General features: G+C 39.2%; 26 protein-coding genes. 10 read left to right on the top strand and 16 right to left on the bottom strand.

Going from position 1 to position 24655, the window contains the following annotated elements; genetic code table 11:
• Positions 1-33 precede the first annotated feature (33 nt).
• The 8 genes from MY9_RS09780 to MY9_RS09745 form a co-directional block, all read right to left on the bottom strand.
• On the bottom strand, positions 34-348 hold the full coding sequence (locus tag MY9_RS09780; protein ID WP_014664118.1) for a hypothetical protein: 315 nt from the start codon (positions 346-348) through the stop codon (positions 34-36).
• 77 nt (positions 349-425) lie between these two features.
• Entirely contained in the window at positions 426-2066 is a 1641-nt protein-coding gene (locus tag MY9_RS09775; protein WP_014664117.1) for a YndJ family protein, read from the bottom strand.
• Positions 2063-2680, bottom strand: coding sequence for a DUF4166 domain-containing protein (locus MY9_RS09770; protein ID WP_041521353.1), 618 nt, complete (start codon positions 2678-2680; stop codon positions 2063-2065). Before MY9_RS09770 ends, MY9_RS09775 begins: the two co-directional genes overlap by 4 nt.
• 4 nt (positions 2681-2684) lie before the next feature.
• Entirely contained in the window at positions 2685-3491 is an 807-nt protein-coding gene (locus tag MY9_RS09765; RefSeq protein WP_014664115.1) for a hypothetical protein, read from the bottom strand.
• A gap of 145 nt (positions 3492-3636) precedes the next feature.
• Entirely contained in the window at positions 3637-4854 is a 1218-nt protein-coding gene (locus MY9_RS09760) for a Ger(x)C family spore germination protein (RefSeq protein ID WP_014664114.1), read from the bottom strand.
• Complete coding sequence (locus MY9_RS09755) at positions 4844-5935, bottom strand: spore germination protein (protein WP_014664113.1); 1092 nt, start codon at positions 5933-5935, stop codon at positions 4844-4846. Before MY9_RS09755 ends, MY9_RS09760 begins: the two co-directional genes overlap by 11 nt.
• Positions 5936-5963: 28 nt before the next feature.
• Positions 5964-7523, bottom strand: a complete 1560-nt coding sequence (locus MY9_RS09750) for a spore germination protein (protein WP_014664112.1) — start codon at positions 7521-7523, stop codon at positions 5964-5966.
• Positions 7524-7789: 266 nt separating this feature from the next.
• Positions 7790-7978, bottom strand: coding sequence for a hypothetical protein (locus MY9_RS09745; RefSeq protein ID WP_014664111.1), 189 nt, complete (start codon positions 7976-7978; stop codon positions 7790-7792).
• 258 nt (positions 7979-8236) lie between these two features.
• Between MY9_RS09745 and MY9_RS09740 the strand changes: the two genes are divergently transcribed.
• A complete protein-coding gene (locus MY9_RS09740; RefSeq protein ID WP_014664110.1) occupies positions 8237-8671 on the top strand; it encodes an SRPBCC family protein in 435 nt (144 codons plus the stop codon).
• A gap of 67 nt (positions 8672-8738) precedes the next feature.
• Here MY9_RS09740 and MY9_RS09735 read toward each other — a convergent pair whose 3' ends face one another.
• Positions 8739-9137, bottom strand: a complete 399-nt coding sequence (locus MY9_RS09735) for a hypothetical protein (protein WP_014664109.1) — start codon at positions 9135-9137, stop codon at positions 8739-8741.
• Positions 9138-9322: 185 nt separating this feature from the next.
• Between MY9_RS09735 and MY9_RS09730 the strand changes: the two genes are divergently transcribed.
• The 5 genes from MY9_RS09730 (at position 9323) to MY9_RS09710 (ending at position 11749) form a co-directional block, all read left to right on the top strand.
• On the top strand, positions 9323-9511 hold the full coding sequence (locus MY9_RS09730; RefSeq protein WP_014664108.1) for a twin-arginine translocase TatA/TatE family subunit: 189 nt from the start codon (positions 9323-9325) through the stop codon (positions 9509-9511).
• Between the two features lie 175 nt (positions 9512-9686).
• A complete protein-coding gene (locus MY9_RS09725; RefSeq protein ID WP_014664107.1) occupies positions 9687-9932 on the top strand; it encodes a hypothetical protein in 246 nt (81 codons plus the stop codon).
• A 250-nt stretch (positions 9933-10182) separates the two neighbouring features.
• The gene (locus tag MY9_RS09720; RefSeq protein ID WP_041521351.1) at positions 10183-10539 is read left to right on the top strand and encodes a YoqO family protein; all 357 of its coding nucleotides are present in this window, start codon (positions 10183-10185) and stop codon (positions 10537-10539) included.
• Between the two features lie 163 nt (positions 10540-10702).
• Positions 10703-11419 (top strand): YrpD family protein, encoded by a 717-nt coding sequence (locus MY9_RS09715; protein ID WP_014664103.1) that lies wholly within the window; start codon positions 10703-10705, stop codon positions 11417-11419.
• Between the two features lie 42 nt (positions 11420-11461).
• A complete protein-coding gene (locus MY9_RS09710) occupies positions 11462-11749 on the top strand; it encodes a hypothetical protein (RefSeq protein WP_014664102.1) in 288 nt (95 codons plus the stop codon).
• 87 nt (positions 11750-11836) lie between these two features.
• Here the strand turns inward: MY9_RS09710 and MY9_RS09705 are convergent, their stop codons facing one another.
• A complete protein-coding gene (locus MY9_RS09705) occupies positions 11837-12676 on the bottom strand; it encodes a thymidylate synthase (protein WP_014664101.1) in 840 nt (279 codons plus the stop codon).
• 316 nt (positions 12677-12992) lie between these two features.
• Here MY9_RS09705 and MY9_RS09700 point away from each other — a divergent pair, with 316 nt between their 5' ends.
• A complete protein-coding gene (locus MY9_RS09700; RefSeq protein ID WP_308469268.1) occupies positions 12993-13640 on the top strand; it encodes a VanZ family protein in 648 nt (215 codons plus the stop codon).
• Between the two features lie 92 nt (positions 13641-13732).
• On the opposite strand, the gene dutA is transcribed toward MY9_RS09700, so the two are convergent.
• Together dutA and MY9_RS09690 are read right to left on the bottom strand one after the other, a co-directional pair.
• Positions 13733-14161 (bottom strand): dUTP diphosphatase DutA, encoded by a 429-nt coding sequence (gene dutA, locus MY9_RS09695; RefSeq protein WP_014664098.1) that lies wholly within the window; start codon positions 14159-14161, stop codon positions 13733-13735.
• 34 nt (positions 14162-14195) lie between these two features.
• A complete protein-coding gene (locus MY9_RS09690; protein WP_014664097.1) occupies positions 14196-14657 on the bottom strand; it encodes a DUF2691 family protein in 462 nt (153 codons plus the stop codon).
• A gap of 646 nt (positions 14658-15303) precedes the next feature.
• Here MY9_RS09690 and alr point away from each other — a divergent pair.
• A complete protein-coding gene (gene alr / locus MY9_RS09685) occupies positions 15304-16488 on the top strand; it encodes an alanine racemase (RefSeq protein WP_014664095.1) in 1185 nt (394 codons plus the stop codon).
• A 78-nt stretch (positions 16489-16566) separates the two neighbouring features.
• Here the strand turns inward: alr and MY9_RS09680 are convergent, their stop codons facing one another.
• Complete coding sequence (locus MY9_RS09680; RefSeq protein WP_014664094.1) at positions 16567-17982, bottom strand: sugar porter family MFS transporter; 1416 nt, start codon at positions 17980-17982, stop codon at positions 16567-16569.
• A 409-nt stretch (positions 17983-18391) separates the two neighbouring features.
• On the opposite strand from MY9_RS09680, the gene MY9_RS09675 reads away from it, so the two are divergent.
• Positions 18392-19003, top strand: coding sequence for a thermonuclease family protein (locus MY9_RS09675; protein ID WP_014664093.1), 612 nt, complete (start codon positions 18392-18394; stop codon positions 19001-19003).
• Between the two features lie 213 nt (positions 19004-19216).
• Here MY9_RS09675 and MY9_RS09670 read toward each other — a convergent pair whose 3' ends face one another.
• The 3 genes from MY9_RS09670 to xylA all read right to left on the bottom strand — a co-directional run bounded on the left by MY9_RS09670 (position 19217) and on the right by xylA (position 23145).
• Complete coding sequence (locus tag MY9_RS09670) at positions 19217-19915, bottom strand: glycoside hydrolase family 11 protein (protein WP_014664092.1); 699 nt, start codon at positions 19913-19915, stop codon at positions 19217-19219.
• Between the two features lie 243 nt (positions 19916-20158).
• Complete coding sequence (xylB, locus tag MY9_RS09665; RefSeq protein WP_014664091.1) at positions 20159-21661, bottom strand: xylulokinase; 1503 nt, start codon at positions 21659-21661, stop codon at positions 20159-20161.
• 146 nt (positions 21662-21807) lie between these two features.
• The gene (xylA, locus tag MY9_RS09660) at positions 21808-23145 is read right to left on the bottom strand and encodes a xylose isomerase (protein ID WP_014664090.1); all 1338 of its coding nucleotides are present in this window, start codon (positions 23143-23145) and stop codon (positions 21808-21810) included.
• A gap of 250 nt (positions 23146-23395) precedes the next feature.
• On the opposite strand from xylA, the gene xylR reads away from it, so the two are divergent.
• Positions 23396-24550 carry a transcriptional repressor XylR gene (gene xylR / locus MY9_RS09655; RefSeq protein WP_040083073.1) on the top strand — a complete coding sequence of 385 codons (1155 nt, stop codon included), beginning with the start codon at positions 23396-23398 and terminating at the stop codon, positions 24548-24550.
• The last annotated feature ends 105 nt before the right edge of the window (positions 24551-24655 follow it).

Genomic DNA, 24655 nt, shown 5'->3' with positions numbered 1-24655 from the left:
AAAAACGCACCTGCCATTTGGCCTGTGCATTTTTTATTTTCTCTTCATTCTTCGTTTTTTTGCTTGATTTAATTTCATGATGTTTTTTTCAATTTTTCTTATGTTTCGCCTTTGCGGAATTGTTTTAAGTTCATGATAAACAGAAATAAATCCGCTTAATGTCACTGCTGCGATATAAAGGACACGCTGTTTGATCATCCGGTCAGCGTATCCTTGATCATTCGCTTCTTTTTCCAGCCTTTCGATCACAGCTTTATCAAACAGTTGATCGACATACACTTGTTTCATTCCCACAGCAAATCCCGCAGCCAGCCAAAGAATCAGAAATAAACTGATATAAAACATCATAAATTCTTCCTTTCCTGTCTAGATGCGGCGCAGAATTTTGAAATGCAGCAACTGGCAGACGAAGCTTCTTCTTTATGTTAGGTTCTTTCAATAGGCCGGTTAATATGTGTCATGCTGTAATGAACAGTTAGAAATTTTATTCCAAAGAGCCACATGTGATGAACAGCGGTTAATTTGTTGTCATGTGCAGCTTCTATCAGAAAGGTTTCAGATAAAGGTAGCGGACAAGTTCCCGCTCTTGTTTGCAGATAAATTCCCTCATCCCCCGCTCTGCTTTTTCTCCGCCTGCTTGTTAAAATCAGCTTCTCCTGATGATGATATGGTTTTAAAATACCTGTCATGCTGCTGAATGGAAGCGGCAAAGAAATATTCATATACCCCTCACCATTTGAACGGTACACTGAATATAGCGCGGTAAAAATGGTTTCGTTTTTTTCATTTGTTCTAATCCAGGCACGTACTTTTTCTCTTCCGTCTTTTTTTGAATGAACACCTTTTATTTCGCTGTACATTCTATACCAGTCAGGGTTCGTCGAAAGATGTATTTGGCCGGTTCTTCTGCTGAACCATTCGTAAACAATTGCAAGCGGACGAAACCACGTGTTCCATGTTACTTTTGCTTTGATATTGTATTCGATGGTTTGTTCATAAAACGAAAGAATGAGCGGTGCCAGTTTTTCAGGTGAAAAATCCTTTGAACGAAGGCTGCCCATATCGTCCACAAGTCCGCTGTACTGGACGTTACTCTCAGCTTGAATGTTAGCTAAAAAGTCTTTTCCAATCTTTCTTTTTCCGAAGATATGGCTGAAGGTCTTTATACGGCCTGCATCAAAAGGCTTCGGATCCTCTATTCTCCATCCTATGAGAGCGGGCAAGATAACACCAAACGCGTTGACAAAACCGTGAATCCAAATCATCTGATTAATGGTCAATGTAACTTCTTGCCGAAATACACCAAATGAATAAATCATAGAGAAAGCAATCGTAATCATTAAAACAGCGGAAGAAAGCCGAATAAGATATGCCCCCGTCTTGGTGCGAAAAGCTGCCGTGAACACCAAAAATGCATGAAGATAAATCGCCGCCATATAAATGCTAACCGCAATGACATCAAGTGTTTTTGAATAGGTTATGCCCAGTGCGATCAGAAGGGGCGAAAGCAAAATCACCCATGTTATCCAATTGTACAACTTTCGATGCTTTCTAATGGTTCTGCCGAGTAAACCGTTGAAGATCGGGATCAGAAAAGCAGAATAGTGAAAGTGGACAGCGGTCAGCAAAATGATGAGAGGAGCAAATTGCATGATCTGCAAATGGGTAGCATAAGCAAAAAACCAAAATCCTCCTCCCGCCAAATAAATAAGACCGAACAAAACCGATGTCTCTTCAATTCTATGTATCTTCGTTTCCCAAAGGCGGAGGATTGCATACAATGCAATAAAAACTGTGTACATCCACCAGATTAGCGCGAAACCACCAATCTCTGTCACAAGAGCCAGCACTGCAAAGAATGCGGCTGCCGGATAGCACTGGATTAGCCCGTATTCAATGAATTGAGCAGCACGAAGCTGCGATTGACGAAAAACAAAAGGGAAAATTCCCGGCACGAAAAAAAGAATGGATAACAAAACGAGTGCCTCTGCCACTGAAATATCCGGTGCTTCTGCTGCAATAAATCCTATAAAACAAAGCGCACTGACAATGCCATTTCGTTTCATGATTCCCTCTCTTCCTCCTGAAACGTTCCTTTATAAAAGAAAAGAGTGCCGAGAATTGTATTTCGCACATGCACTTCAATGGTGAAACAATTCTTTCTTTCATCAAATGTTTCGCAAACTACGGATGTACCGGTCAGCCATTTTGGCAGCGGGATTCGTTTTCCGCATATCAGTAGCCATTGCTTTCCCGATGTGATCGTAAGAGAGCCGTCATGAGATGCCTCGAACGACAAAACAGACAGCAGCAGATGAGGTTTACCAAAGAAATCAAGGATTCTATTTTCTTTCTCGTCGTATATCATAATCGCGTCAAAGAAACGTTTTTTGCCTTTAAAGAAAAATGTACGGTTCCATTCTATCCCGATATGTTCCGAGTTCATAAGGCAAGATCTATTTTGTATCGTAAATGGGATGTCTTTGCCTCTTTCTGAAAAGAAACATCTGAACAAAACGCCCAGCTTTAACAGTATTCTAACCAGAACAGTGCCTCCGCTGATTTCTGACATCGTTCCCGTCCCGCTAAAGGTATGAGACCCGTCTAATTGGTATCGTCTCCGCAGCTTGGGATGGAGCAAATGGTAGTTAATAATTGATTTTTCATAAATCGAACTCACAATGTCACTTCTTTCTCTTTCGATTTGTGCGCATGGCACTAGGGAGCTGCAGGCTAAGAGCACCGCTTGCCGCAGAAAACACACTCAACAGAACCCATATGAGCATATCGGAACCTAGACAAGCGAACAAAGCAAAGATACAAGCCTGGACACCATGAATGATCCATTTTCTTTTTAAAGGAATCAGCCACAAAATAGCTAAACCTATCTCCGCTGTCCCTGCCAAAATGCTTGTTTCAACATCTGTAAAGCCTTGATTAAACCAAAACAGGCTGAAAAACAGGCACATAAACACATAGACGACAGCAGATCGAATGAAATGTTTCGGATGTTTATTTTGCTCAATCCAAAGCCTTAATGCATCAAAGCTCCAGGCAGTCGCCCATCCAAGCAGCGGCCGAAATAATAAACGGTCGATCCACATTCCTGGCAGTCCGTAGGCTGTTTTGTATTGGTACTGTGTTAAAAACGTCATTTTCCCATTTTCTCTCTGTATATACCTCCAGTACCCGCTTCCATGCCGAATCAGAGATAACGGATGATCTGAGCCGAACGCCAGTGAGGAAGATCTTTCAGCTGAACATTTGTCGAAAACGCCGACTGTTTCTCCTGTACCTGACACCTTTAACCCAAAACCTATTCTTGTTTCGTAAAGAAACTTCTGTTTTTCGCATGGCTGTCTATCCAAATACGTGATATTTGAAAACCGGAGATCCCACTCCTTATGCAGTGATGGATTTTGTGTATATTCCCAGAGTGTATCCAAATCAGAATTCATTTCGATTTCTACATAAATCGGTTTCTGTCTCATAGCCCCTCCTCCCTTCTATTTCAAGCAATTCCTATATTAGCATATTGGTCGTTTTGAAAAGTGTATATCTCTTCAAAAAAAGGATCTTAATCCTAAAAAATGCAAAAAAGAGAAGGGAGGTTTTCTTCTCTTCCAATGTGATTCATTACTGAGTCTTCACCGTCCCGTAATGAGTAATTGTGATGTTCACGCTGTATGTGATGTCGGCTTTACTGAAGGTGTCATCATTCCAATTATTTTTCACCCTTTTCCATAAGTGGGGATATGCAATTCTTAAAGATTCATCAAAACCCGCAACATCCGCTTTATACTCATGCTGTATTTTTTTTAGTACATGACCAACTATTTTCTTTACCTCATTTTCAATATTCGTTTCGAGGCGATCTATAAACTGAGTGTCTAACACCTCTTTAGTGTTCCAGTTTTCAACCAAATCGCCTTCTGATTCAATATCGACATGAAAAGAAATATCTGATCCTTTGACGATTGGCTTAATTTTGCTTTTTATTTTATTGATATCGTACGCTATCGTTTGTTGGCTCTTTTTATCATGGCTTTTGACAACTCCGCCTTTTCCTTCTCCTCTAATCCATGTAATCCCCTCAGTTTCATATTCATTTAACGTGCCGATCATTTTTCTCGATTTTCCGTTGATTACAGTTGCTCCGGAATACTTGACCGCTCCATTCGCCGCAACCACATTTTGCAGTAAAAAACTGCTGCCAGAATGCAGTTTTCCGATCAGTTTTGCGAGTGTCATTGGGGGAAGAATTCTGGAAGCTTTATGTTTATTTTCGCCTAATCCAATCAGCCGAAATGCCGGAATTTCTCCGTTCTCTTTCAATTGGAGAGCTTCTCTTGCTTCCCCTTTTGCAGATAAAACAAGACAGCTCAGCCTGATTTCATTATCACGAAAAAATTGATCCAGCATTTTGCCGATAGAATATGTGCGCAGCACATCTTCACTCAGAACAACAACTTTTAAATGCGGGCTAAACACTTCCCGGTCTCGTCTTAACGCAACCTCACTTCCGATCTGCTGTAATGAATCCCCTGTTTCACTTATATTTATATATGCTTTTTGATCCCCTTTTCCGCTACCGCCGCCCCCGCTTGTGCCAGCACCTGCCGCTTTTTCATTAACAAATTGATAGGTCAGCGTAATGTTGTCTTTTTTCGGGTAGCTCCCTCCCTCTTCTTTTAACTCTTTTTCAGTGTTAGTTTCTTTTCCTTTATCAATTGCGATAGCGAATGTAAGACCCAGATCCTCTATTTCCCGGCTGCTCCAGCATCCTGTTATGCAAACCATCAGCGAACATACTATGACAATAGCAGGCACTGGACGTTTTAATTTACTTTTCACCTCTTTTCCTCCATTTCGAAATGACTAACAGCAAAATCGGCAAAGCGCCAAATATATACAAAGCGATATGACTGACCGTATCGCCCAAAATGAAGACATCATTTTCATTTTTCGGCATGCAAGAGAGGATATAAATAACAGGAAGCAGCCCAAACATGCATGAAAGAGGTTTCTTTTTAAAAACCTGTGAGACTCCCAGGGAAGCTGCATAAAACGTAATAATAAACGTGGCAAAAAGCTGCATAATCCAAATCACAAGCAGAAATGACTCAAACCGTTCAAATATTAAACCAGGTATTTCAAAACTTCTCATCAGGTCAAGCCCCGGCCATGTTCTCGTCACAACTCCTTCAACTGATAGTGCACCGATGACCATAATCAGCGTAATCATATAAAAACAGGTCACAACGCCTGTCCCGATCACAACCGCTTTCCCCGCATTCTTCGGCTTTTTCATAAATGCTACTAAAATGAGCATAATTTCTGAACATGTAAATGAAAGGTTCGTTGTCTTTATCCCTCTGAGAACCGGCATGATTCCATCACCTAATACAGGGCGCAAATTGTTGATTTCAAATATGCCTAAACTCATGAGGGCTATCGTTAAAAAGATAATGACCGTAATCGGAAAAATCATTTCAAAAAGCCGTGCAATTGGATCAAGACCTTGTGTAATTGAATAAAGCCCAATCCAAAGAACTGTCATAATGATGGCCCAAGACGGTGTCCCTTCGAGGAGGAAGAAATCCACGATTTCAGACATGACTCTGACTTCAAATGCACCGAGTGCCAGAAAATAAGTAATAAAAACAATACTGATCAGATGTCCGAGCCATTTTCCTACAATATGTCCGGAGTATTCATAAAAGGTTTCCTTAGGGTATTGCTGGCTTAATTTAACTATAATCATCCCTGCTATTACCGCTATGCCCCCGCCTAATAAAACTGAAATCCATCCATCAGGAGATTGTGTTTGTTCTGTTACTGTCCGAGGGAGCGTAAGAACTCCGGAAGCAAGCATATAATTAATGATGATAATCGTTGCCTGACCGGTTGTGATTTTACTGGTTGGGCTGAACATGTGGCTTTTCACCATCCTGTCGAGTTCATCATTTCACCCGTTTTGTATTATCTGTATTCATCATTTTAGGCCGGCGCTTCATGACTAAAAGTGGCATTCTGATTACAAAGTCTTTCCAATCTTTTAAGCGATAAGGCACTGCCGGACTTGCGTATGGCACACCAAAGCTCTTTAGCTTCACAACATGGCTGCTTAGCAGCAGATAATACATAATAACTCCAAACAATCCAAACACCGCCGCACAAAACATCGCGCCAAACCGAAGCATCCGAAGTGCTATGCCTGTGCTGTAATGCGGAATGGCAAATGAAGAAATTGCTGTGAGCGCAACGACAATGACCATGATTGGACTGACAATTCCCGCCTGCACAGCTGCTTCTCCGATGATTAATCCGCCGACTATGCCGATTGCGGGTCCAATGGGTTTTGGCAGACGAAGCCCAGCTTCTCTTAAAATTTCGATTGCAACTTCCATAAATAAGGCTTCAATGAGGGATGGGAATGGAACGCCTTGGCGCGTCCCGGAAATTGAAATCGCCAGCTTGGTCGGAATTAAACCAGGATGAAAAGAAATAAATGAGATATATAAAGCCGGTGCGAATAACGTAATCAATGCTGCTATGAACCTCAGCAATCTGATGAGCGAGCTCGGGAACCACCGTTCATAATAATCTTCAGGCGATTGAAGCATCATGCTGAAAGTGACTGGAACAATCAAAGCAAACGGAGTGCCGTCAAGCAGAATGGCTACTCTTCCTTCCATTAATCCGCTTATGACGCGATCAGGACGTTCTGTACTCTGAACTTGCGGGAATGGGCTCAAATAGCTATCCTCAATTAACTGTTCAACATAGCCTGACTCCGGCAAATGATCGATCTCAATCCCTCTCACTCTTTTTTTTACTTCCTCGACCACTTTTGGATCTGCAATATCACTCATATATGCAATGATTAAATCCTTCTTTAATCGTGTCCCTACTTCAAATCTCTGCAATGTTAATTGATCATTTTTTCCTTGCTGTCTTAAAAGAGCTGTATTCGTACTCAGCTCTTCTGTAAAGCCTGTGCGCGGCCCTCTGACAAGCGCTTCTGAAAGCGGCTCCTCGATACTTCGATTTTGTTTTTTTACGGTTCCCAGAAGAAAGGCCTGCGGCATTCCATCGATGAGAAGCGCTGCCGAACCCATGAAAACATTCAATACGATATCACTGATTTTCTCTGATTCTATAACATCACCGATTGACACGATTTGATTTTTTATCTGTTTCGAAGTAAAAATGTCTTTTCCGGCTTGAGAAAATTGGTCGCTGACCTGATGAGTATGATTCATGATTAATACTGATAGGACTTTATGAATCAAATCTTGGTCAGACAGCCCTTCAACAAAGATTAATGACGCTTTTACATGTAAATGAGTGATTTCAAGCTCTCGGAAATGAACGTCCCCGTTATGTCCAATTATTCTTTTTACCTGTTCTGTATCGTATCCGATGTTACCGGTTAACACACCCTGATCCTTCTTTTCAGTTGTTGAATGATCTGATTCTTGCTGCTTCTGTGTTTTAAACTGATTCCGCCACCTCATCATTGCACCTTCTTATACATGTATCCAAGTAAACACTTTATAGATGACATATGGAACGAGAAATACAACTAACGCTTGAAACCATACATTCCAGTCAGTAAGAGTTGATATCATGTTATCCATCTGTCAATTCCCTTCTCTCTCTAATAGGATTATTTTTCCCGTATATCTATATTTTATGTTTGTCTTTTTTCTCAATAAGAAAAGCATGATGAACATTTCATCATGCCTTCAAGAAATAAAATCTTTTTTAGATAGCCTCGAATGAACTAAAATTCCAGTTTAAAGCTTTCTGCCTGATCTGAAACTTCCACAGGAATCCCCATTATCGTTTTCGGTTTGGATACGTAAACAAAGCGCATTTCTTCCTTTAATTGCTGAAACGCTTTTTCACTAACTACGATTCTGGCTGGCTTCCCTGGACTGTTATCAATGGCTGCTTTGATTTTTCCAAGCATAAAAAACCTCCTGTTTTAGAAAAATGGCAGATTTACTATTAAAACAAAACTGATAAGCACAGCAAAATCGCGCAAAATAAATGGGCTGAACAGGAACCTGATTCAAACATAAGCTAGAATGCAATCACAACTATACATTTACGGCTGATACACTATTCATCAGCAGCTGCAGCATAAACAATGCAAGCTATGGACATGATCTTATAAGTTATTATATGATTAAATTGAATAAACATCATATGTCAAGAGGTAAACGAAATGGCTCAAAATCATGAAAATACATTACCAGATATTACGAAAAGTATTACCCTGGAGGCTCCCATTCAGAAAGTCTGGGAGACAGTCTCCACTTCAGAAGGCATTGCCAAGTGGTTTATGCCCAATGACTTTCAGCTCAAAGAAGGACAAGAATTCCACTTGCAATCACCGTTTGGACCGTCCCCTTGTAAGGTTTTGGCTGTTCAAGCTCCAACTGAACTTTCTTTTGAATGGGATACAGAAGGATGGACCGTTACCTTTCAATTAGAAGACTTGGGGGAAAAAACGAGGTTTACCCTTATTCACGGCGGCTGGAAAGAGCCGAATGAATTGATCGGCAAAGCCAACGAGAAAAGCTCCGTCATTCGCGATAAGATGGATGGCGGCTGGACTGGCATCGTAAATGAACGGCTTCGTAAGGCTGTCGAAGAATAAAAAAAGAGAGAGATACCTCTCTCTTTTTTGTTTTTAACAAAGGGTTGTACTTCACAATTTGAGCACATCAATCATAAAACGTAACCGCTTTAGATTTTCCAGAGTAATCGGTGACAAAAAACTCAGCCTTGTTATTGCTCCCGTCTACAAATTTTCCAATACTGCCAAAGGTGTAGCATTCTCCGGGTGAAAAATAGTTTGACCCTACATAATCATCAGGATTGTCACCGGCATCATCCTCATATAAGTGCAGTGAGACAGAAAAAGGAGTGCTTCCTGAAAGGCACACTCTAAAATCTCCTCCGCTCGAGTATACCGCGGGACTTGAGTAGGTATATGTGTAAGACCCCAACTTATCCCACTCTCCAGCTCCCGCAGTTCCCGCTTTTTCTGCTTGTGCCGTTAATGGAAAAACCGCCGCCAGCCCTAAAACAGACAAAAATCCAAATACCTTAGTAAATCTCATCAGCCACACCTCTCCTTTATTTCAATCACCTTAAGCAGGGCATTGGACATTATATTCAGCAGCAGCCGTTTTAAGAATCCGCTTTTGAGCTTGTTTTAATTTGTCAAAATAAATGCATTCCCATTTGAACTGCCATCTCTTATAATTTGTGTAAAAGGTTGTACTTCAATCAGGAGGAAAGGGATATGGAATTAAGCTTCACAAAAATACTCGTTATTTTGTTTGTAGGTTTTTTAGTGTTTGGACCTGATAAACTGCCGGCGCTTGGCCGTGCAGCAGGAAAAGCCTTATCAGAATTTAAACAAGCAACCAGCGGACTGACTCAGGATTTAAGAAAAAGTGATGCAGACAACAAAGAAGACAAACAAATATAAGATAAATCGTTTGGGCCGATGAAAAATCGGCTCTTTATTTTGATTTGTTTCTATGTCACCTGTCTTTTTTCTTCCATTTGGACAGCCCTTTTTTCCTTCTATGATTTTAACTGTCCAAGCCGCAAGATCAACTCGCCGTATAATAAAACGTATTATAAATAAAGGAGGAGTATATATGGGTTATTACAAAAAATATAAAGAAGAGTATTATACGGTCAAAAAAACGTATTACAAGAAGTATTACGAATATGATAAAAAATACCACCATGATAAAAAAGATGACGACTGTGATTATGACAAAAAATATGATGACTATCATAAGAAAGATGATGACTGTGATTACGATAAAAAATATTATGATCACGACAAAAAAGACTATGATTATGTTGTAGAGTATAAAAAGCATAAGAAACATTACTAAACTCCATTCACATCTCCTCGTTTTCACCTTTCCCCGGCTAATGCCGGGCTTTTTTGAGCACTATCATCTTGAAGCTTCCCTTCACTTTCTATAAAAACCTTGGTGACTGAGTTAAAAAAAGAATAATGAATATTTAGCACATAGTTTATTTAGTTCTTATATAGGCAGATTCAATTCGATTTCCAAGTATTGCAGTTACAAAGAAATGTTTATAAACTCTTAGAGTATCACACATAAAAGGAGAGGTTGTTTGTCTAGAAACACCGTATTTTATCTCATTTTACTTTGTCTATTTATATCAGTTGCCATGACAAGCTTTGAGGTGATAAGAACAATCGCCAATGTTAGCTGCTTTGTTTTCGTATTGCTGTATTTTAAAGATGAAATGAAAACATACTCACGTAAAGCGTTAGCAATCCTAAGCATTTGTTTTCTTTTCTTAGTCGGTATCTGTGCTTTTATCATGTTACAAGGACAGACATTGATGAAACAGCACCCCTTTTTTACAGGCTGGGAAACGATAGCGCGCATTCTTTTGATTATCGTTTCCTTAAGCATTTGTGCTTTTATTATGAGGAAAATTTCAAATCGGTTAAAACGATTATGATCTTATTATTTCCTTTGTTAAAGGTATATAGCTTTCAGATTTCAGAAACGTTTCGTCCCTTACATCACTCAAAATGAAATATTTTGTCGATTTATATACATAAATCCAGTTCCAAAATAAGGTATAATAAATGACGAAATCACTATCAAAAGGGGGAATTTGAGTGAAAAAAGTATTGATTGCAGGTGCAGTAGGAACAGCCATTCTTTTCGGAACACTTCCATCAGGTATACCAGGCTTGCCCGCGGCAGATGCTCAAGTCGCAAAAGCAGCCTCCCAGCTGCCTAAGGGAATCGGCGGCCGCGCCTATCTGAATAGTACAGGCGCCGTTTTCACAGCTAAAATCAATCTTCCTGACACTGTAAAATATGATACGGTCTCTACTCCTTATATTTATTCAGGATTTAGGGCAACAAGCGGAACTGAGGCAGATATCGGGCTTCAGTACAGCAAGCAATACAACGTCTGGAAGCCCCTCATGAAGGTAGGATCCAAAAATGAAGAAACGTACATCGAAGGAAAAGACAAGTTCACATACAATAAAGGCTTCCGCCCTGGAAGCACAGTCCAAATGACAATCTATAAAAATTTAAACAGCAATACGCGCATGACCCTTTGGGGAACGAACAATGACGGCTATACCGGACGAATTATCACAGAAATTCAAGGGACCAACATCGGCACGATTTCAAAATGGAAAACACTTGCTACTGCAGCAGTTTCTTATGAAAGCCAGCGTGATGCCATCAAAACAGCCTTTTCGACATCTTTTAACAGCATCACAATCGACAATAAAGCTATCACTCCTGTGGTAGATACACAGGATTTCGCAAAGGTTTCTGTTTCAGGAAATAACGTTACAATCTCTGTTAATAAATAAACGAAGCAGCAAAAGGCCGCCAGCATTGCTGGCGGTTTTTTTATGGAGCATACTGCTCATAGCTCGTATCTTCAGCTCTTTTGTTCAAACCAAACTTTAAAAAGGGTGAATATTGGTATGAAATATGAAAAAACAAGTCTTTTTGGAATGATTTTAGTTATAGTAGCACTTCTAATATCGATATATTTTATGTGTAATACAAATGCGTTGGTACCTGCTGGATATGATCTCGCTATTCACGGAATTGTGATATCAAGAACTTTAATGATTGCTTTTACTTTATATTTAGTTTCAAAATTAGGATATTTTCTTCTGAATAAAAAAGATTAACTGTAGAGTTAATCTTTTTTATATATTATACGTATTTGTCCTTCGATTTTTATTCATCTTCCAGATTTCTTACTGAAATTAACAACATTAAACTGCTACCTCAAATGAAAGCTTGTCCCCATGCTTATAGTTGATTAACTTAAAATCATCGATTGTAAAATCATAAAAATCTTTCACTGCAGGATTGATCCATAGTTCCGGTGCTTCAAACTGTTCTCTTTCCATCTGGATTTTCAAATTGTCTATATGACGGGTGTACACATGGCAATCCCCAATGTTAAAAATATATTCACCAAGCTCATAGCCAGTCACTTGAGCAATCATGCGCTGCAACACATTATACTGAAATACATTGAACGGATTCCCCAAGGCCATGTCATTGCTCCGCGCTCTTACCTCAAGGTGGAGTTTCCCTTGTTTTACATACCACTGTGTCTCGTATACACATGGCGTTAAGGCCATTGCGTCTAATTCATCCGGATTCCACAGCATTGTAATGTGTCTGCGTGAAGATGGATTGTTCTTCAATTGATGAAGAAGATAATCAACCTGATCCACCTTTTCTCCATTTAAATTTCTGTTTTTCTTCCCCAGCTGAAATCCATATGCATGACCAATAGTGCCGTCTTCTTGTTTCCACTGATCCCAAATATGTACGCCCATCTTGTTTAAATCATTAACATCGTTCGATTTCAGCTGCCAAATCCAGAGCAATTCTTTAATGGCTGTTTTCCAGGCAACTTTTTTTGTCGTTAAAATCGGAACCTCTGAGTTGTCGAATCTCATTTGCTTACTAATCACGCTTAGTGTATGAGCCGGTGTTCCATCTGAGTCCCACTTTGTTCTTACTTGAAATTCTTTGTCTGAGATTCCATTATTTATAATGTCATTTATGATTGAACTGTATTGTTTATCGAATTGAGTCATGGCAATTCATTTCCTTCCTTCATTTTCAGTTGCTTGGCATAATATATTACGAATACAATATTATCGCAAATAGTAAGCACGCACCGATAATATGAGATTCTTATTCCATCCCTGTCTGTGTAAAGAGGAGTTACCCCCTCTTTTACATCGGTATTTCTCCATAACATAGTCTGTCACATTGCTTTTAGTTACCGCAAGTTTTGACCCGGACACACCATTTAACTTGGTTAAGTTGATGATATCCTAGTTTTTATTTGCCCTCTGATCAAACATTCTTTTATTTTAGAAATTCCTTCATTTTCCTATTTGTGTTAAAATGAATCAAAAAGGAAATTGTGGTGTACTTATGCTCGACTCGTCTTTTCTCTTGCCATTTTTAATGGTCCTCTATTTTTGCTTTCTAGTTTATCGACTCATTAAACGAGCCCTGTTAAAAAAAGATCGATTACCCATACATAAGCATATCGTTATCTTTTGTTTATTGGTTTACTTTTTCAATTTGATAAGTGTTACATTATTTCCTCTGCCCGTAGATGCTGGTTTGATAAAAGATATGAGGTACGACTCTTATCTCCCATTTGTATCAGGGAATAACTTCATCCCATTTTATTTCTTTGTAGATGTTTATCACGAAGGCCTACAATTTTATGTAATCAGATCAATCGGAGGAAACCTGATATTACTGCTCCCAGTTGGCTTTTTATTTCCACTGTTATTTGAAAAGCTTAATAACCTTAAAAAAATATTACTAATTGGATTTTTCATTTCTTTGTTTATTGAACTAACACAGCTTTCGTATTCAGTGTATATAAAATCTGTTTACAGAAGTTTTGACGTGGATGATTTAATGCTTAACACCTTAGGGACTTTGTTAGGCTATTGGTTCTTTTACATATTAAGCATGTATTATAAAAGACTAGCTAATCGCTATAAAAATAAAAATAGGACCTCAATAAACATTTAATCATTTGCTGATCAAATTAGATAATATGTACCTTGGCTGTAATCTGCATTGATCAATCACACATCATGAAGACAGCCAAGGATTTATTTTGTTTACTTAGTACCTGTTGAACCGAGTCCTCCTCTATCCTCGTTTCCCAAATGCTCAACTTCAACCAATTCAACCGCCGGCATTTTCTTCATGATTCTAAACTGACAGATACGATCACCCTTCTTAATTTCAGTATCGCGCAATGCATAAGCAGGAAAGAACCAAAAATCGTTGTCTCCCTTGTATGACTCATCGATAACACCCATTGAATTTGTTTGAATAACGCCAAAGTTCTTATATGTGCTTGACCGAGGAACGACATGTGCTTCGTAACCTTCTGGCAGCTCCATTGCTACACCTAATGGGACAAGCCTAAATTCATCTTTTTTGATTGTTACATCTTCAGCCGCTCGAAGATCGATCCAGTCTCCCTGCTCAATTTTGCTGATTCTTGTTTGTGTTTCATCTAGATATTTGATTTTAATTTGCATTGTTATGTATTAGCTCCTTTTATTTTATTGGCTATCATACAGTAAGGCCTGTTCTTGTGTCATTTTCATCAGTTATAAACTGAACGTCTTCAAAATCATTGTGTAAAGCATTAAAATAAAGTTTTTCAATGGTATTTTTGTTTTTACAGTAAATCGAAACGTAGCTATTATCTGCTATCAAAAGGACAAATTCGCAATCACTGTCAGCAAACTCTTCATATGTATTGACTTGATTAACTGTTTTTCCATGTGGAAATGCTTTCAATTCAACGAAAATGGTATAGTACTGATTCGTTTTTAATAGTTGCGCAAAATCCGCCCCTTCAACAATAGCAAAGTCATGAAAAAGCTCCTCATTATCGAGCTCTCCATCTACTACAAAATAAGATTCACCACTCGTTTGCCACTTATAATGAGCTATGTCTACTGGCTGCAGTATTCTCCATAGAAAATTTCCATATTCATTCGGTATTTGAAAACTAACTCCCCTTTTCATGTATACCCCTTACTTAAACAATTTTTTGAATACGAATTTAATTATATACTCTGATGTCAGGTTTATGGAACAAGGAATCGACTGCTTTTTGAACGGATTATCTTTTACAGAATTTTCTCAGTCCTTCTCATTTAAAAGGTTCTTCTAATGTTCATACCTTAGGCGCCCCCCTTTCCTCTAGGCTCAGTCAGTATCTTTATATAAAGTGTCTTTCTTGTTCTATTCTCTGCAGACCGTACTTTTTCGCTTTAATCATCTTCATGTTTTGGGCAGTTTGCTCCGTCATAGTGTTCAACACTCTAATCGGTATCCCTTGTTATTGAGAACGGTGAAACCTCCCTGTTTGATTTCTGGTTATCATTCCTCCTATGAGAGTGTACCAAAACAAATAATCACTGAAGATTATTTTTGATTAGTTGTACTTCTCATATCCTCAGCCTCCATATCCATTCTCATCCCCTTACAAGCCTCGTTTATCCGTATTTGCTATTCGAACATTGATTAGCACCTTTTCGTATCACATGGATTTGCTGTTGAATGATTTCAAATGAAGCTGAATAAAATAAGATCGAATCATCCAACAATTAACATTTATTCTTGCGGCAATAGGTGGCAGTTACAATCCATAAGAAGGAAGGAAGCGTTGATGATAAAGCTTTGCCGAGAAGTTTGGATCGAAGTCAATCTTGATGCCGTCAAAAAGAATTTGCGAGCGATCCGCCGTCATATTCCACATAAGAGCAAAATTATGGCTGTCGTAAAAGCGAACGGTTATGGTCACGGGTCTATAGAAGTGGCGCGTCATGCACTTGAACACGGGGCGAGTGAGCTCGCTGTTGCCAGCGTGGAGGAAGGAATCGTTTTACGAAAAGCGGGGATTACAGCACCTATCCTTGTGCTTGGTTTTACGTCCCTTAGTTGTGTGAAGAAGTCAGCGGCTTGGAATATAACATTATCAGCATTTCAGGTTGATTGGATAAAAGAAGCAAACGAGATATTGGAGAAAGAAGCAAGTACTGATCGGCTGGCTATTCATATTAACGTGGATACCGGCATGGGACGATTAGGTGTACGCACAAAGGAAGAGCTTTTAGCAGTAGTGAAAGCCCTAAAGGCAAGCGAATTTCTCAGGTGGACAGGGATTTTTACACATTTTTCAACAGCTGATGAACCAGACACAACACTCACAAAGCTGCAGCACGAAAAATTCATCAATTTTCTCAGCTTTTTAAAAGAACAAGGAATTGAGCTGCCCACCGTGCATATGTGCAACACAGCTGCAGCTATCGCATTTCCGGAATTTAGCGCTGATATGATCCGTTTAGGTATCGGCTTATATGGTTTATATCCTTCTTCCTATATTAAACAACTACATCTCGTTAAGCTTGAACCTGCGCTAAGTTTAAAAGCGCGCATCGCTTATGTCAAAACCATGCGGACAGAGCCCCGAACCGTTAGCTATGGTGCTACATACGTTGCAGAACCTAATGAAGTAATTGCTACAATCCCGATCGGCTATGCTGACGGCTATTCTCGTGCCCTTTCCAATCGCGGGTTTGTTCTTCACCGCGGAAAACGAGTGCCTGTAGCGGGAAGAGTAACAATGGATATGATCATGGTCAGTTTAGGAGAAAACGGTGAAGGTGAACAAGGAGAAGAAGTCGTAATTTACGGTAAGCAAAAAGGAGCTGAGATTTCCGTTGATGAAGTGGCTGAAATGCTCAATACGATTAACTATGAAGTGGTGTCTACATTAAGCCGCCGCATCCCTCGTTTTTATATAAGAGATGGCGAGATTTTCAAAGTATCAACTCCTGTATTATACGTGTAGAACATCTTAACATGCTGAATCAAAATCCCTCTGGCAGAGGGATTTTGTTTTTTCTGAAGAAGAGAGATTTCAACATATCTATACCTCAATAACTGATTGTTCAGGAGCATTATGATCATGTCGAAAACGGAAATGCTCTTCTAGTTCTTCAAGTGTACGCCCCTTTGTTTCCGGCATGAATTTGTACACAAAACCAATTGCCAATACACCTAAAGCCACGAATATAAAGAATGTAAAAGACAACCCTACAGAACTAAGCAAGATCGGGAAAGCAAAACCAATCACAAAGTTTAATATCCAGAGAAAAAAAACACTTATCCCAGAACCAAGTCCTCTCAATCTTTGAGGAAATATTTCCGCTATGACCAGCCAAGTCACAGGTCCTACACACCCTTGCATAAAGGCAAGAAATAAAACGGTCAAAGAAAGCACCACATAAGGAAGTGCCATAGATCCATCAAGCACAATTGAGAAAATTGCAATCAATAGGAGCGCTGTAGTCGTCCCCGCCAAACCAATCAACAATATTGGACGCCGCCTTACTTTTCCGACCAGCCAAATCCCAAATATAACTGCAATAACGGATATCAGCCCATTCCCAATATTAGCGATTAAAGCCGCTTTTGTGCCAAAACCGGATTCTTTAAGGATTTGTGTGCCATAATACATAATCGAGTTCACACCTGTAATTTGATTTACGATGGCTACACCGATTCCAATCAGCAAAAGACGGCGCAGCCATGGGGTAGAAAAGTCCTTGAGCGATGCCTTCTCAAGCTGTGTATCTTTTTCTACCGCTTTTTCAATTTCCCGATATTCAGCTTCTGCACGTTTATCTTCACGAATTTGTTTAAGAACACGCAGCGCCTCATTTTTTTTGCCTTTGGAGATTAGCCATCTCGGGCTTTCTGGCACCTTAAGCATACTGGCAAATAACATGATAGCCGGAACGGCACAAATGACTAGCATGTATCTCCAAACATGTCCCGTATTTGCCATTGTTACACCAAGGATGGCATTAAAAACATATGCTAAAAATTGCCCGCCAACAATCATTAGCTCATTTTGGGTTACCATACGTCCTCTCTTCTCATGCGGTGCCATTTCTGCTAAAAAGGCCGGTACCATCGCTGAGGCTCCCCCAACAGCCAGTCCCAATAAAAAACGAAAGACCGCCATGATGAAAACACTAGGTGCAAACGCTGTCCCAAGTGATGCCAAGAAAAATAAAAAAGAGAGATTAAGGATCATTTTACGGCGGCCATATCGATCAGCTAATCTTCCGCATAACAACGCTCCAAACGCCGCACCTAATAAAAGAATACTCGTAACAAGCCCTTCTGTAACCGCTGTTAAATGAAGCTGATCTGGTCTTGCCATAAAAGGCAAAGCTCCATTTATAACTCCGGTGTCATACCCAAAGAGAAGTCCTCCAAAAGTTGCTGAGATCATTATTAATTTTAACCTTCGATTTCGATGTTCATTCATATCCATCTCCCCTGCCTTTATTAAGAATACTTAATAAGCTCTTTCAGTGTGGATATTGATACAAAACTAATGTCATCTCGATCTTAGATTTCTGCGTTTATAATCGTTTGCATTTTTAATCAATAACATAAGCCATTAATTGTTATGTTGTAGTGATATTTTTGTCATATTATTGTCACTTCTGATATTATCATAATTCTAAAAGCATTTTCAGTCAATATCATTTTCAGAATTGTTTATCTTCCTTCTGTAATGGTAATATTTTGGTCACCTTATTACAAAGTTAACCATTGGCAATTTCAGTGTAAGAAGTTCCCCTGAAGTTATAGGTATTTTCCATTCACAAAAAATGTCCATATCGTTATAATGTTGATGTTTAAGCGCGAAAAGAGAAAATGATAAAGAGGGAATGAATATGAAGAAGATTTTGGTCAGTATGATCGCCATCGTTTTAAGTATGACTTTGGGAGCTTGCGGATCAAATCGCACATCAACAAACCATTCAGGTTCTAGTGAGGCTGAGCATACTCACTCTAATGAATATAAACAGCCAGAACAAGAGGCTGGCACGCCTCATAAGAAATTGGTAGATGTTACATTAGATAGAACAGTTGATGGAGATACGATTAAGGTGATTTACAACGGAAAAAAAGACACAGTTCGCTACTTGCTCGTTGATACACCTGAGACGAAGAAACCGCATTCTTGTGTTCAGCCATACGGTGAGGATGCGTCAAAACGAAATAAAGAATTGGTCAACAGCGGTAAGCTGCAGCTGGAATTTGATAAAGGCGATCGCAGAGATAAGTATGGAAGACTGTTAGCTTACGTTTATGCTGACGGCAAATCTGTTCAGGAAACATTGTTGAAAGAAGGATTGGCCAGAGTAGCATATGTATATGAGCCAAACACCAAATACATAGACCAATTCAGACTAGATGAGCAAGAAGCAAAATCAGAAAAACTTTTCATCTGGAGCAAGAATGGATACGTGACCAATAGAGGTTTTCATGGCTGTGTGAAATAGAAAAACACTGCCTATGAAATTTTCTGCTGTATAGCACACGAGATAGCTGATTTCGCAACTCCTAATAGCTAGAGTTGATCTAGCTTTTGTAACATGAATCTTTTTGAATAATATAAAAAGTGTAGATAATAAAAAACCCCTTTCACGTTAATGTGAGGGGGTTTTTTGTGCATGAACATACTACCAATATTCATCGTAAATCAAGAGAAAGGATTATTGACTTTTCCCACCAACAGTCAATACATTGGTAGTTACATTAGCACTGCCATTACTTTGATAGCCCTCTACAGTAAGTGCGGTTTCATACATCTTACCCATTTGCATTCCTAAGCTTTCCCACTTTTTGAAGTGTTCGCTGACAGATACGGTTCCGCTTGTTCGTTTTGTCTGCCGGACACTCCAATACTGTTTAAAGGTTGCGATACCTATAATGGAAGGTTGGTTGATTCTAGTGGTCTCGTAAATGTCATATGTCCCTCCATCAACAGTAAATGTACCTTTAGGCGTTCCAGTCGGTCTATAGGTGCCCCAATTATCGACGATGTAATATTCTACGAGCGGATCTTTTGTCCATCCATAAACACACAGATATGAATTTCCTCCCGGATTGAAGGTTGCGTTGTAACGAATTGATATATTTCCAAGTTGTGAGTGAGTCTTGGTTGTATCGAATTTCTTGCCTTTTCGGAATAAAGCATTCCCAATGTTACTCCACTGGGCGCTAAACGCGCCACCGCTATTTAGCGTCATACTAGTGTTCCCATAATCCTTCCACAATTCATAATCATAGCCATCTTGGAAGCAAGTTTGATTTGAGGTGATTGTTGTTGCCGCCTGTGCGGACCATGCAGGTAATGTCAGTGCTAGACTAAATAAAACTACTAACAAAAACTTCATTCTTTTTTGCTTCATTTGGTATTCCTCCTGTTTGATGAGGGTGTATTTGGTCTTACCGTTGTGCTCACCAACTTTCAAAAGAGGCTGCCATGGTAGTTAGACTATTATTCTCTCTTTCCCCTTAAAAAACTTAGTTTATAATGTAATAGACTTTTGTTTTTTGAAAATAGAATTGCATGAAATGATTTTTTGATAACGTTTTCAATTTTGTTAACAGATAATGCTTTTGATGGTAATTCGTCGCTAATTGTTCCATTGTCATTCGTTTTTTCGAAAGCTCTGCAAAGCTGTATTGAGATCCTTTGTGTGAGTGTAGATGTTCTTATACAAATCAAATAGTGTTTTATATTTTTGGACATTTTGTTCCATTGGATAAAATGTAGCAGCCTTACGAATGAACTGCTTTGCACAATCTTCAAGGGATTCAAACCACCCACTTCCAAAAGCAGCCAGCATAGCCGCTCCCATGGCTGGGCCTTGTTCATTTTCTAACTTAATCACCCTCGCATTGAAAATGTCAGCTTGCATTTGCAGCCACGTTTCATTTTTAGCACCCCCACCAATAGAAACGACAGTATTAGCTGATTTTCCCGCTTCGCGGAATAGCTCAATTGATTCATGCAAAGAGAATGTGATACCTTCCATTATCGCCCTCAAAAAGTGCTCTCTTTTGTGGGCTCCATCCATTCCGATCAAGCTTCCCCGGATAGAAGAATCAGCATGCGGCGTTCTTTCACCCACCAAATAAGGAGTGTATAGCAGCCCATTGGCTCCTATCGGAATAGATTCCACCCCCTGCAATAATTGCTCAAACGATTCGTTTGGCGCAAACGTATTTTTAAACCAATCCAAGCTGTATCCTGCAGCGAGCGTGACTCCCATCGTATAAAAAGAATCCTTTTTTCCATGATTAAAAAAGTGCACTTTCCCTTTAAAGTCTCTTTCATTGTCTTCTTCATAGGAAAGTATGACCCCTGAGGTCCCAATACTGCATAATGTTTTGCCAGAAGAAAGAATATCCGCTCCAATAGCACCGCAAGCATTATCCGCTCCCCCGGCGTACACTTTTGTTTTTTCCAATAGTCCTGTCTCCGCGGCGACGTTCGGAAGCAGCGATCCTACACAATCATGAGATTCAACAAGCGGAGGACAAATATCTACAGGTATACCAAATTGTTTGCAAATATCATCACTCCACTTCTTGCGGGCAATATGTAAAAGTAAAGTCCCTGCTGCATCGGAGTATTCAGTGTGAATGGCACCAGTCATACGAAATCTCACATAGTCTTTTGGAAGCAAAAAAACAGCCGTTTTTTTGAAAAGTTCAGGTTCATTTTCCTTCACCCATAACATTTTAGGTAATGTAAACCCTTCAAGAACGCGGTTTTTTGTGATGTCAAGCAGATGATCGCCAAATGTCTCGGTAATCCTGATACATTGAGGCGTCGTTCTGGTATCATTCCAAAGAATTGTATGACGCAACACCTGACGATTTTGATCAAGCAGCACCAACCCATGCATTTGTCCCGAATAGCTTATCCCATCAATATCCTTGGCTTGAATTTCAGATATAGAAACCAATTCAGCCAATGCTTCAATTGTTTGCTGCACCCAGTCTTCAGGATTTTGCTCACTATATCCCGCCTTCTCTTGGATGAGCGGATAACGTTTGGACGTTTCTGCACAAACCTTGCCGTTTTGATTGACTAAAATAGTTTTAACAGCACTCGTCCCAAGATCAATTCCAATGACGTACTTCATTTTTTCACTCCTTACCCTTTTAAAAAATCATTCACTCTAAATAAATCCCAATTATAAAAATTACCCGTCATAACAATCAGAAAGAGTAAAGGAATTATGACGGGTAGTTCGGTGACTTTGTATCGCAGGATCTGGAGCTTATCCCGTTATACTTCTAAAATGTATTGGTTCAATATCGCTTTTAATCGCTCCTGTCTTCCAGATTCGTTTTTAATTGATTGATTATTTAGCGCATATTGCTCAAGTGTATTGAAATTAGCTCTTCCTTCTATAATGTCAAGACCAATCCCTTCAGTAAAGCTGCGGTAGCGGTGTTGAATCACATCTTCAAACACACGATCTTCGATTAATTTATGGGCGACTTTCAATCCTCTTGCAAATGCATCCATCCCTGCAATATGGGCATATATTAGATCATCAGGCTCAAAAGAAGATCTTCTGACCTTCGCGTCAAAGTTTAATCCGCCGCTTCCAAGGCCGCCATTTTGCAGAATTTCGTACATTGCTAATGTCGCAGAATATAAATCTGTCGGAAATTCATCTGTGTCCCAGCCTAACAGGGGGTGTCCCTGGTTCGCGTCAACAGAGCCAAGCAGACCATGCACTCTTGCCATGCGTAATTCGTGTTCGAATGTATGCCCGGCTAATGTGGCATGATTGGCTTCGAGATTTAATTTAAAATGATTGTCTAAGCCATATTGCTTTAAAAAGGCAATGGTTGTTGCTGCATCTGTATCGTATTGATGGGCGGTCGGCTCTTTTGGTTTTGGCTCAATCAAAAACTGCCCTGTGTACCCGATTTCCTTCGCGTAATCCACTGCCATATGCAAAAATCTTGCCAAATTATCAAGCTCAAATTTTAAATCGGTATTTAACAATGTTTCATATCCTTCACGGCCGCCCCAAAATACATAGTTCTCGGCGCCAAGCTCTTTTGCTGTTTCTAACCCTTTTTTCACTTGTGCTGCAGCGTACGCAAACACATCTGCATTGCAAGAAGTCGCAGCGCCATGGACGAAACGGGGATTTGTAAACATGTTTGCAGTATTCCATAATAGCTTAACGTTGCTATTTCTCATGTAATCTTTAATCATGCTCACGATCATATCCAAATTTTGGTTAGTCTCTTTTAGCGTACTTCCTTCTGGTGCAATATCCCGGTCATGAAAAGCAAAATATGGTGCATCTAGTTTTTCAAACATCTCAAATGCTGCTTCTACTCTCACCTTCGCTAGATCCATGCCTTTATAGTGATCCCATGGTCTTTGCATCGTAGCCGCTCCAAAAACGTCTGTGCCATCAGCAGTAAATGTATGCCAATAAGCAATAGAAAATCGCAAATGCTCTTTCATCGTTTTTCCGCCGATTACTTCTTGAGGATTATAATATTTAAATGCTAAAGGATTAGTCGAATCTTTCCCTTCGTAAACCACTTTGTTTACGCTTCCAAAATAGTTGACTGAACTAGAATAAGATTGAGCCATGTGATTTCCCCCTTAAAAATAAATTCAGAACAGATCACGCAAATACAGATGCATTTTATTCATATTGTAAGTAAGTTGCACATTAGTTTGTTGCCTGAACAAACTAACTTATTTTCATCTTATATAACCTCATCAGTATTTTCAATATTTTTTTTAGTTTTTTATGAACACATTAGATATAATAAAGGGAAGATTCGCTATGTACTATGTTCATACTTAATTTAAAGGTTATACAAATGGAGTGGATGAAGTGGATATCGCAGATCAAGCCTTTGTTAAAAAAGTAAATCAAAAGTTATTATTAAAAGAAATACTCAAAAATTCACCTATTTCAAGAGCAAAATTATCTGAAATGACTGGATTAAATAAATCAACTGTTTCATCACAGGTAAACACATTAATGAAAGAAAATCTTGTATTTGAAATAGGTCAAGGACAATCAAGTGGCGGAAGAAGGCCTGTCATGCTTGTTTTTAATAAAAAGGCAGGATACTCCGTAGGAATAGATGTTGGTGTGGATTATATCAATGGCATTTTAACAGACCTTGAAGGGACGATCGTTCTTGATCAACACCACCATTTAGAATCAAATTCTCCAGAAATAACGAAAGACATTTTAATTGATATGATTCATCACTTTATTACGCATATGCCCCAATCTCCTTACGGTCTTATTGGTATAGGCATATGTGTGCCAGGACTCATTGATAAAAATCAAAAAATTGTTTTCACTCCGAACTCGAACTGGAAAGATATCGACTTAAAATCTTCTATACATGAGAAGTTCAATGTGCCTGTTTTTATTGAAAATGAGGCAAATGCTGGCGCATATGGAGAAAAAGTATTTGGTGCTGCAAAAAATCACGATAACATTATTTATGCAAGTATCAGTACAGGGATAGGGATCGGTATTATTATCAACAACCATTTATATAGAGGGGTAAGCGGATTCTCTGGAGAAATGGGACATATGACAATTGACTTTAATGGTCCTAAATGCAGTTGCGGAAACCGAGGTTGCTGGGAATTGTATGCTTCAGAAAAGGCTTTATTAACATCGCTTCAGACGAAAGAGAAAAAAGTGTCCTATCAAGATATCATAGAGCTCGCCCATGCAAATGATATCAGCACCTTACATGCATTACAGAATTTTGGATTCTATTTAGGAATAGGCCTTACCAATATTCTAAATACATTCAATCCACAAGCCATCATTTTAAGAAACAGCATAATTGAATCCCATCCTATGGTTTTAAATTCAATTAGAAGCGAAGTATCGTCCAGGGTTTATTCCCAATTAGGCAATAGCTATGAATTATTACCATCTTCCTTAGGAAAAAATGCACCGGCATTAGGAATGTCCTCCATTGTGATTGATCATTTTCTGGATATGGTTACAATGTAATGTCGCTCTCCGCTCATCTTTAAAGATGAGCTTTTTGTTTGTTATATATAGGCACATTCTAAGATGAAAAAGGAGTCCTAAAATAGAGCCTCCTTTTTCACATAC

The organism is Bacillus sp. JS (assembly GCF_000259365.1).
Classification (GTDB): Bacteria; Bacillota; Bacilli; order Bacillales; family Bacillaceae; genus Bacillus; species Bacillus stercoris.
This window is presented reverse-complemented; position numbering and strand designations above follow the sequence as displayed.

Bases quoted from the DNA above. Each gene is read 5' to 3' on its own strand.
- MY9_RS09780 (WP_014664118.1), bottom strand. From the start codon at position 348: ATGATGTTTTATATCAGTTTATTTCTGATTCTTTGGCTGGCTGCGGGA.
- MY9_RS09775 (WP_014664117.1), bottom strand. From the start codon at position 2,066: ATGAAACGAAATGGCATTGTCAGTGCGCTTTGTTTTATAGGATTTATT.
- MY9_RS09765 (WP_014664115.1), bottom strand. From the start codon at position 3,491: ATGAGACAGAAACCGATTTATGTAGAAATCGAAATGAATTCTGATTTG.
- MY9_RS09755 (WP_014664113.1), bottom strand. From the start codon at position 5,935: ATGTTCAGCCCAACCAGTAAAATCACAACCGGTCAGGCAACGATTATC.
- MY9_RS09750 (WP_014664112.1), bottom strand. From the start codon at position 7,523: ATGATGAGGTGGCGGAATCAGTTTAAAACACAGAAGCAGCAAGAATCA.
- MY9_RS09745 (WP_014664111.1), bottom strand. From the start codon at position 7,978: ATGCTTGGAAAAATCAAAGCAGCCATTGATAACAGTCCAGGGAAGCCA.
- MY9_RS09740 (WP_014664110.1), top strand. From the start codon at position 8,237: ATGGCTCAAAATCATGAAAATACATTACCAGATATTACGAAAAGTATT.
- MY9_RS09735 (WP_014664109.1), bottom strand. From the start codon at position 9,137: ATGAGATTTACTAAGGTATTTGGATTTTTGTCTGTTTTAGGGCTGGCG.
- MY9_RS09730 (WP_014664108.1), top strand. From the start codon at position 9,323: ATGGAATTAAGCTTCACAAAAATACTCGTTATTTTGTTTGTAGGTTTT.
- MY9_RS09725 (WP_014664107.1), top strand. From the start codon at position 9,687: ATGGGTTATTACAAAAAATATAAAGAAGAGTATTATACGGTCAAAAAA.
- MY9_RS09710 (WP_014664102.1), top strand. From the start codon at position 11,462: ATGGAGCATACTGCTCATAGCTCGTATCTTCAGCTCTTTTGTTCAAAC.
- MY9_RS09705 (WP_014664101.1), bottom strand. From the start codon at position 12,676: ATGACTCAATTCGATAAACAATACAGTTCAATCATAAATGACATTATA.
- MY9_RS09700 (WP_308469268.1), top strand. From the start codon at position 12,993: ATGAATCAAAAAGGAAATTGTGGTGTACTTATGCTCGACTCGTCTTTT.
- dutA (WP_014664098.1), bottom strand. From the start codon at position 14,161: ATGCAAATTAAAATCAAATATCTAGATGAAACACAAACAAGAATCAGC.
- MY9_RS09690 (WP_014664097.1), bottom strand. From the start codon at position 14,657: ATGAAAAGGGGAGTTAGTTTTCAAATACCGAATGAATATGGAAATTTT.
- alr (WP_014664095.1), top strand. From the start codon at position 15,304: ATGATAAAGCTTTGCCGAGAAGTTTGGATCGAAGTCAATCTTGATGCC.
- MY9_RS09680 (WP_014664094.1), bottom strand. From the start codon at position 17,982: ATGGATATGAATGAACATCGAAATCGAAGGTTAAAATTAATAATGATC.
- MY9_RS09675 (WP_014664093.1), top strand. From the start codon at position 18,392: ATGAAGAAGATTTTGGTCAGTATGATCGCCATCGTTTTAAGTATGACT.
- MY9_RS09670 (WP_014664092.1), bottom strand. From the start codon at position 19,915: ATGAAGCAAAAAAGAATGAAGTTTTTGTTAGTAGTTTTATTTAGTCTA.
- xylB (WP_014664091.1), bottom strand. From the start codon at position 21,661: ATGAAGTACGTCATTGGAATTGATCTTGGGACGAGTGCTGTTAAAACT.
- xylA (WP_014664090.1), bottom strand. From the start codon at position 23,145: ATGGCTCAATCTTATTCTAGTTCAGTCAACTATTTTGGAAGCGTAAAC.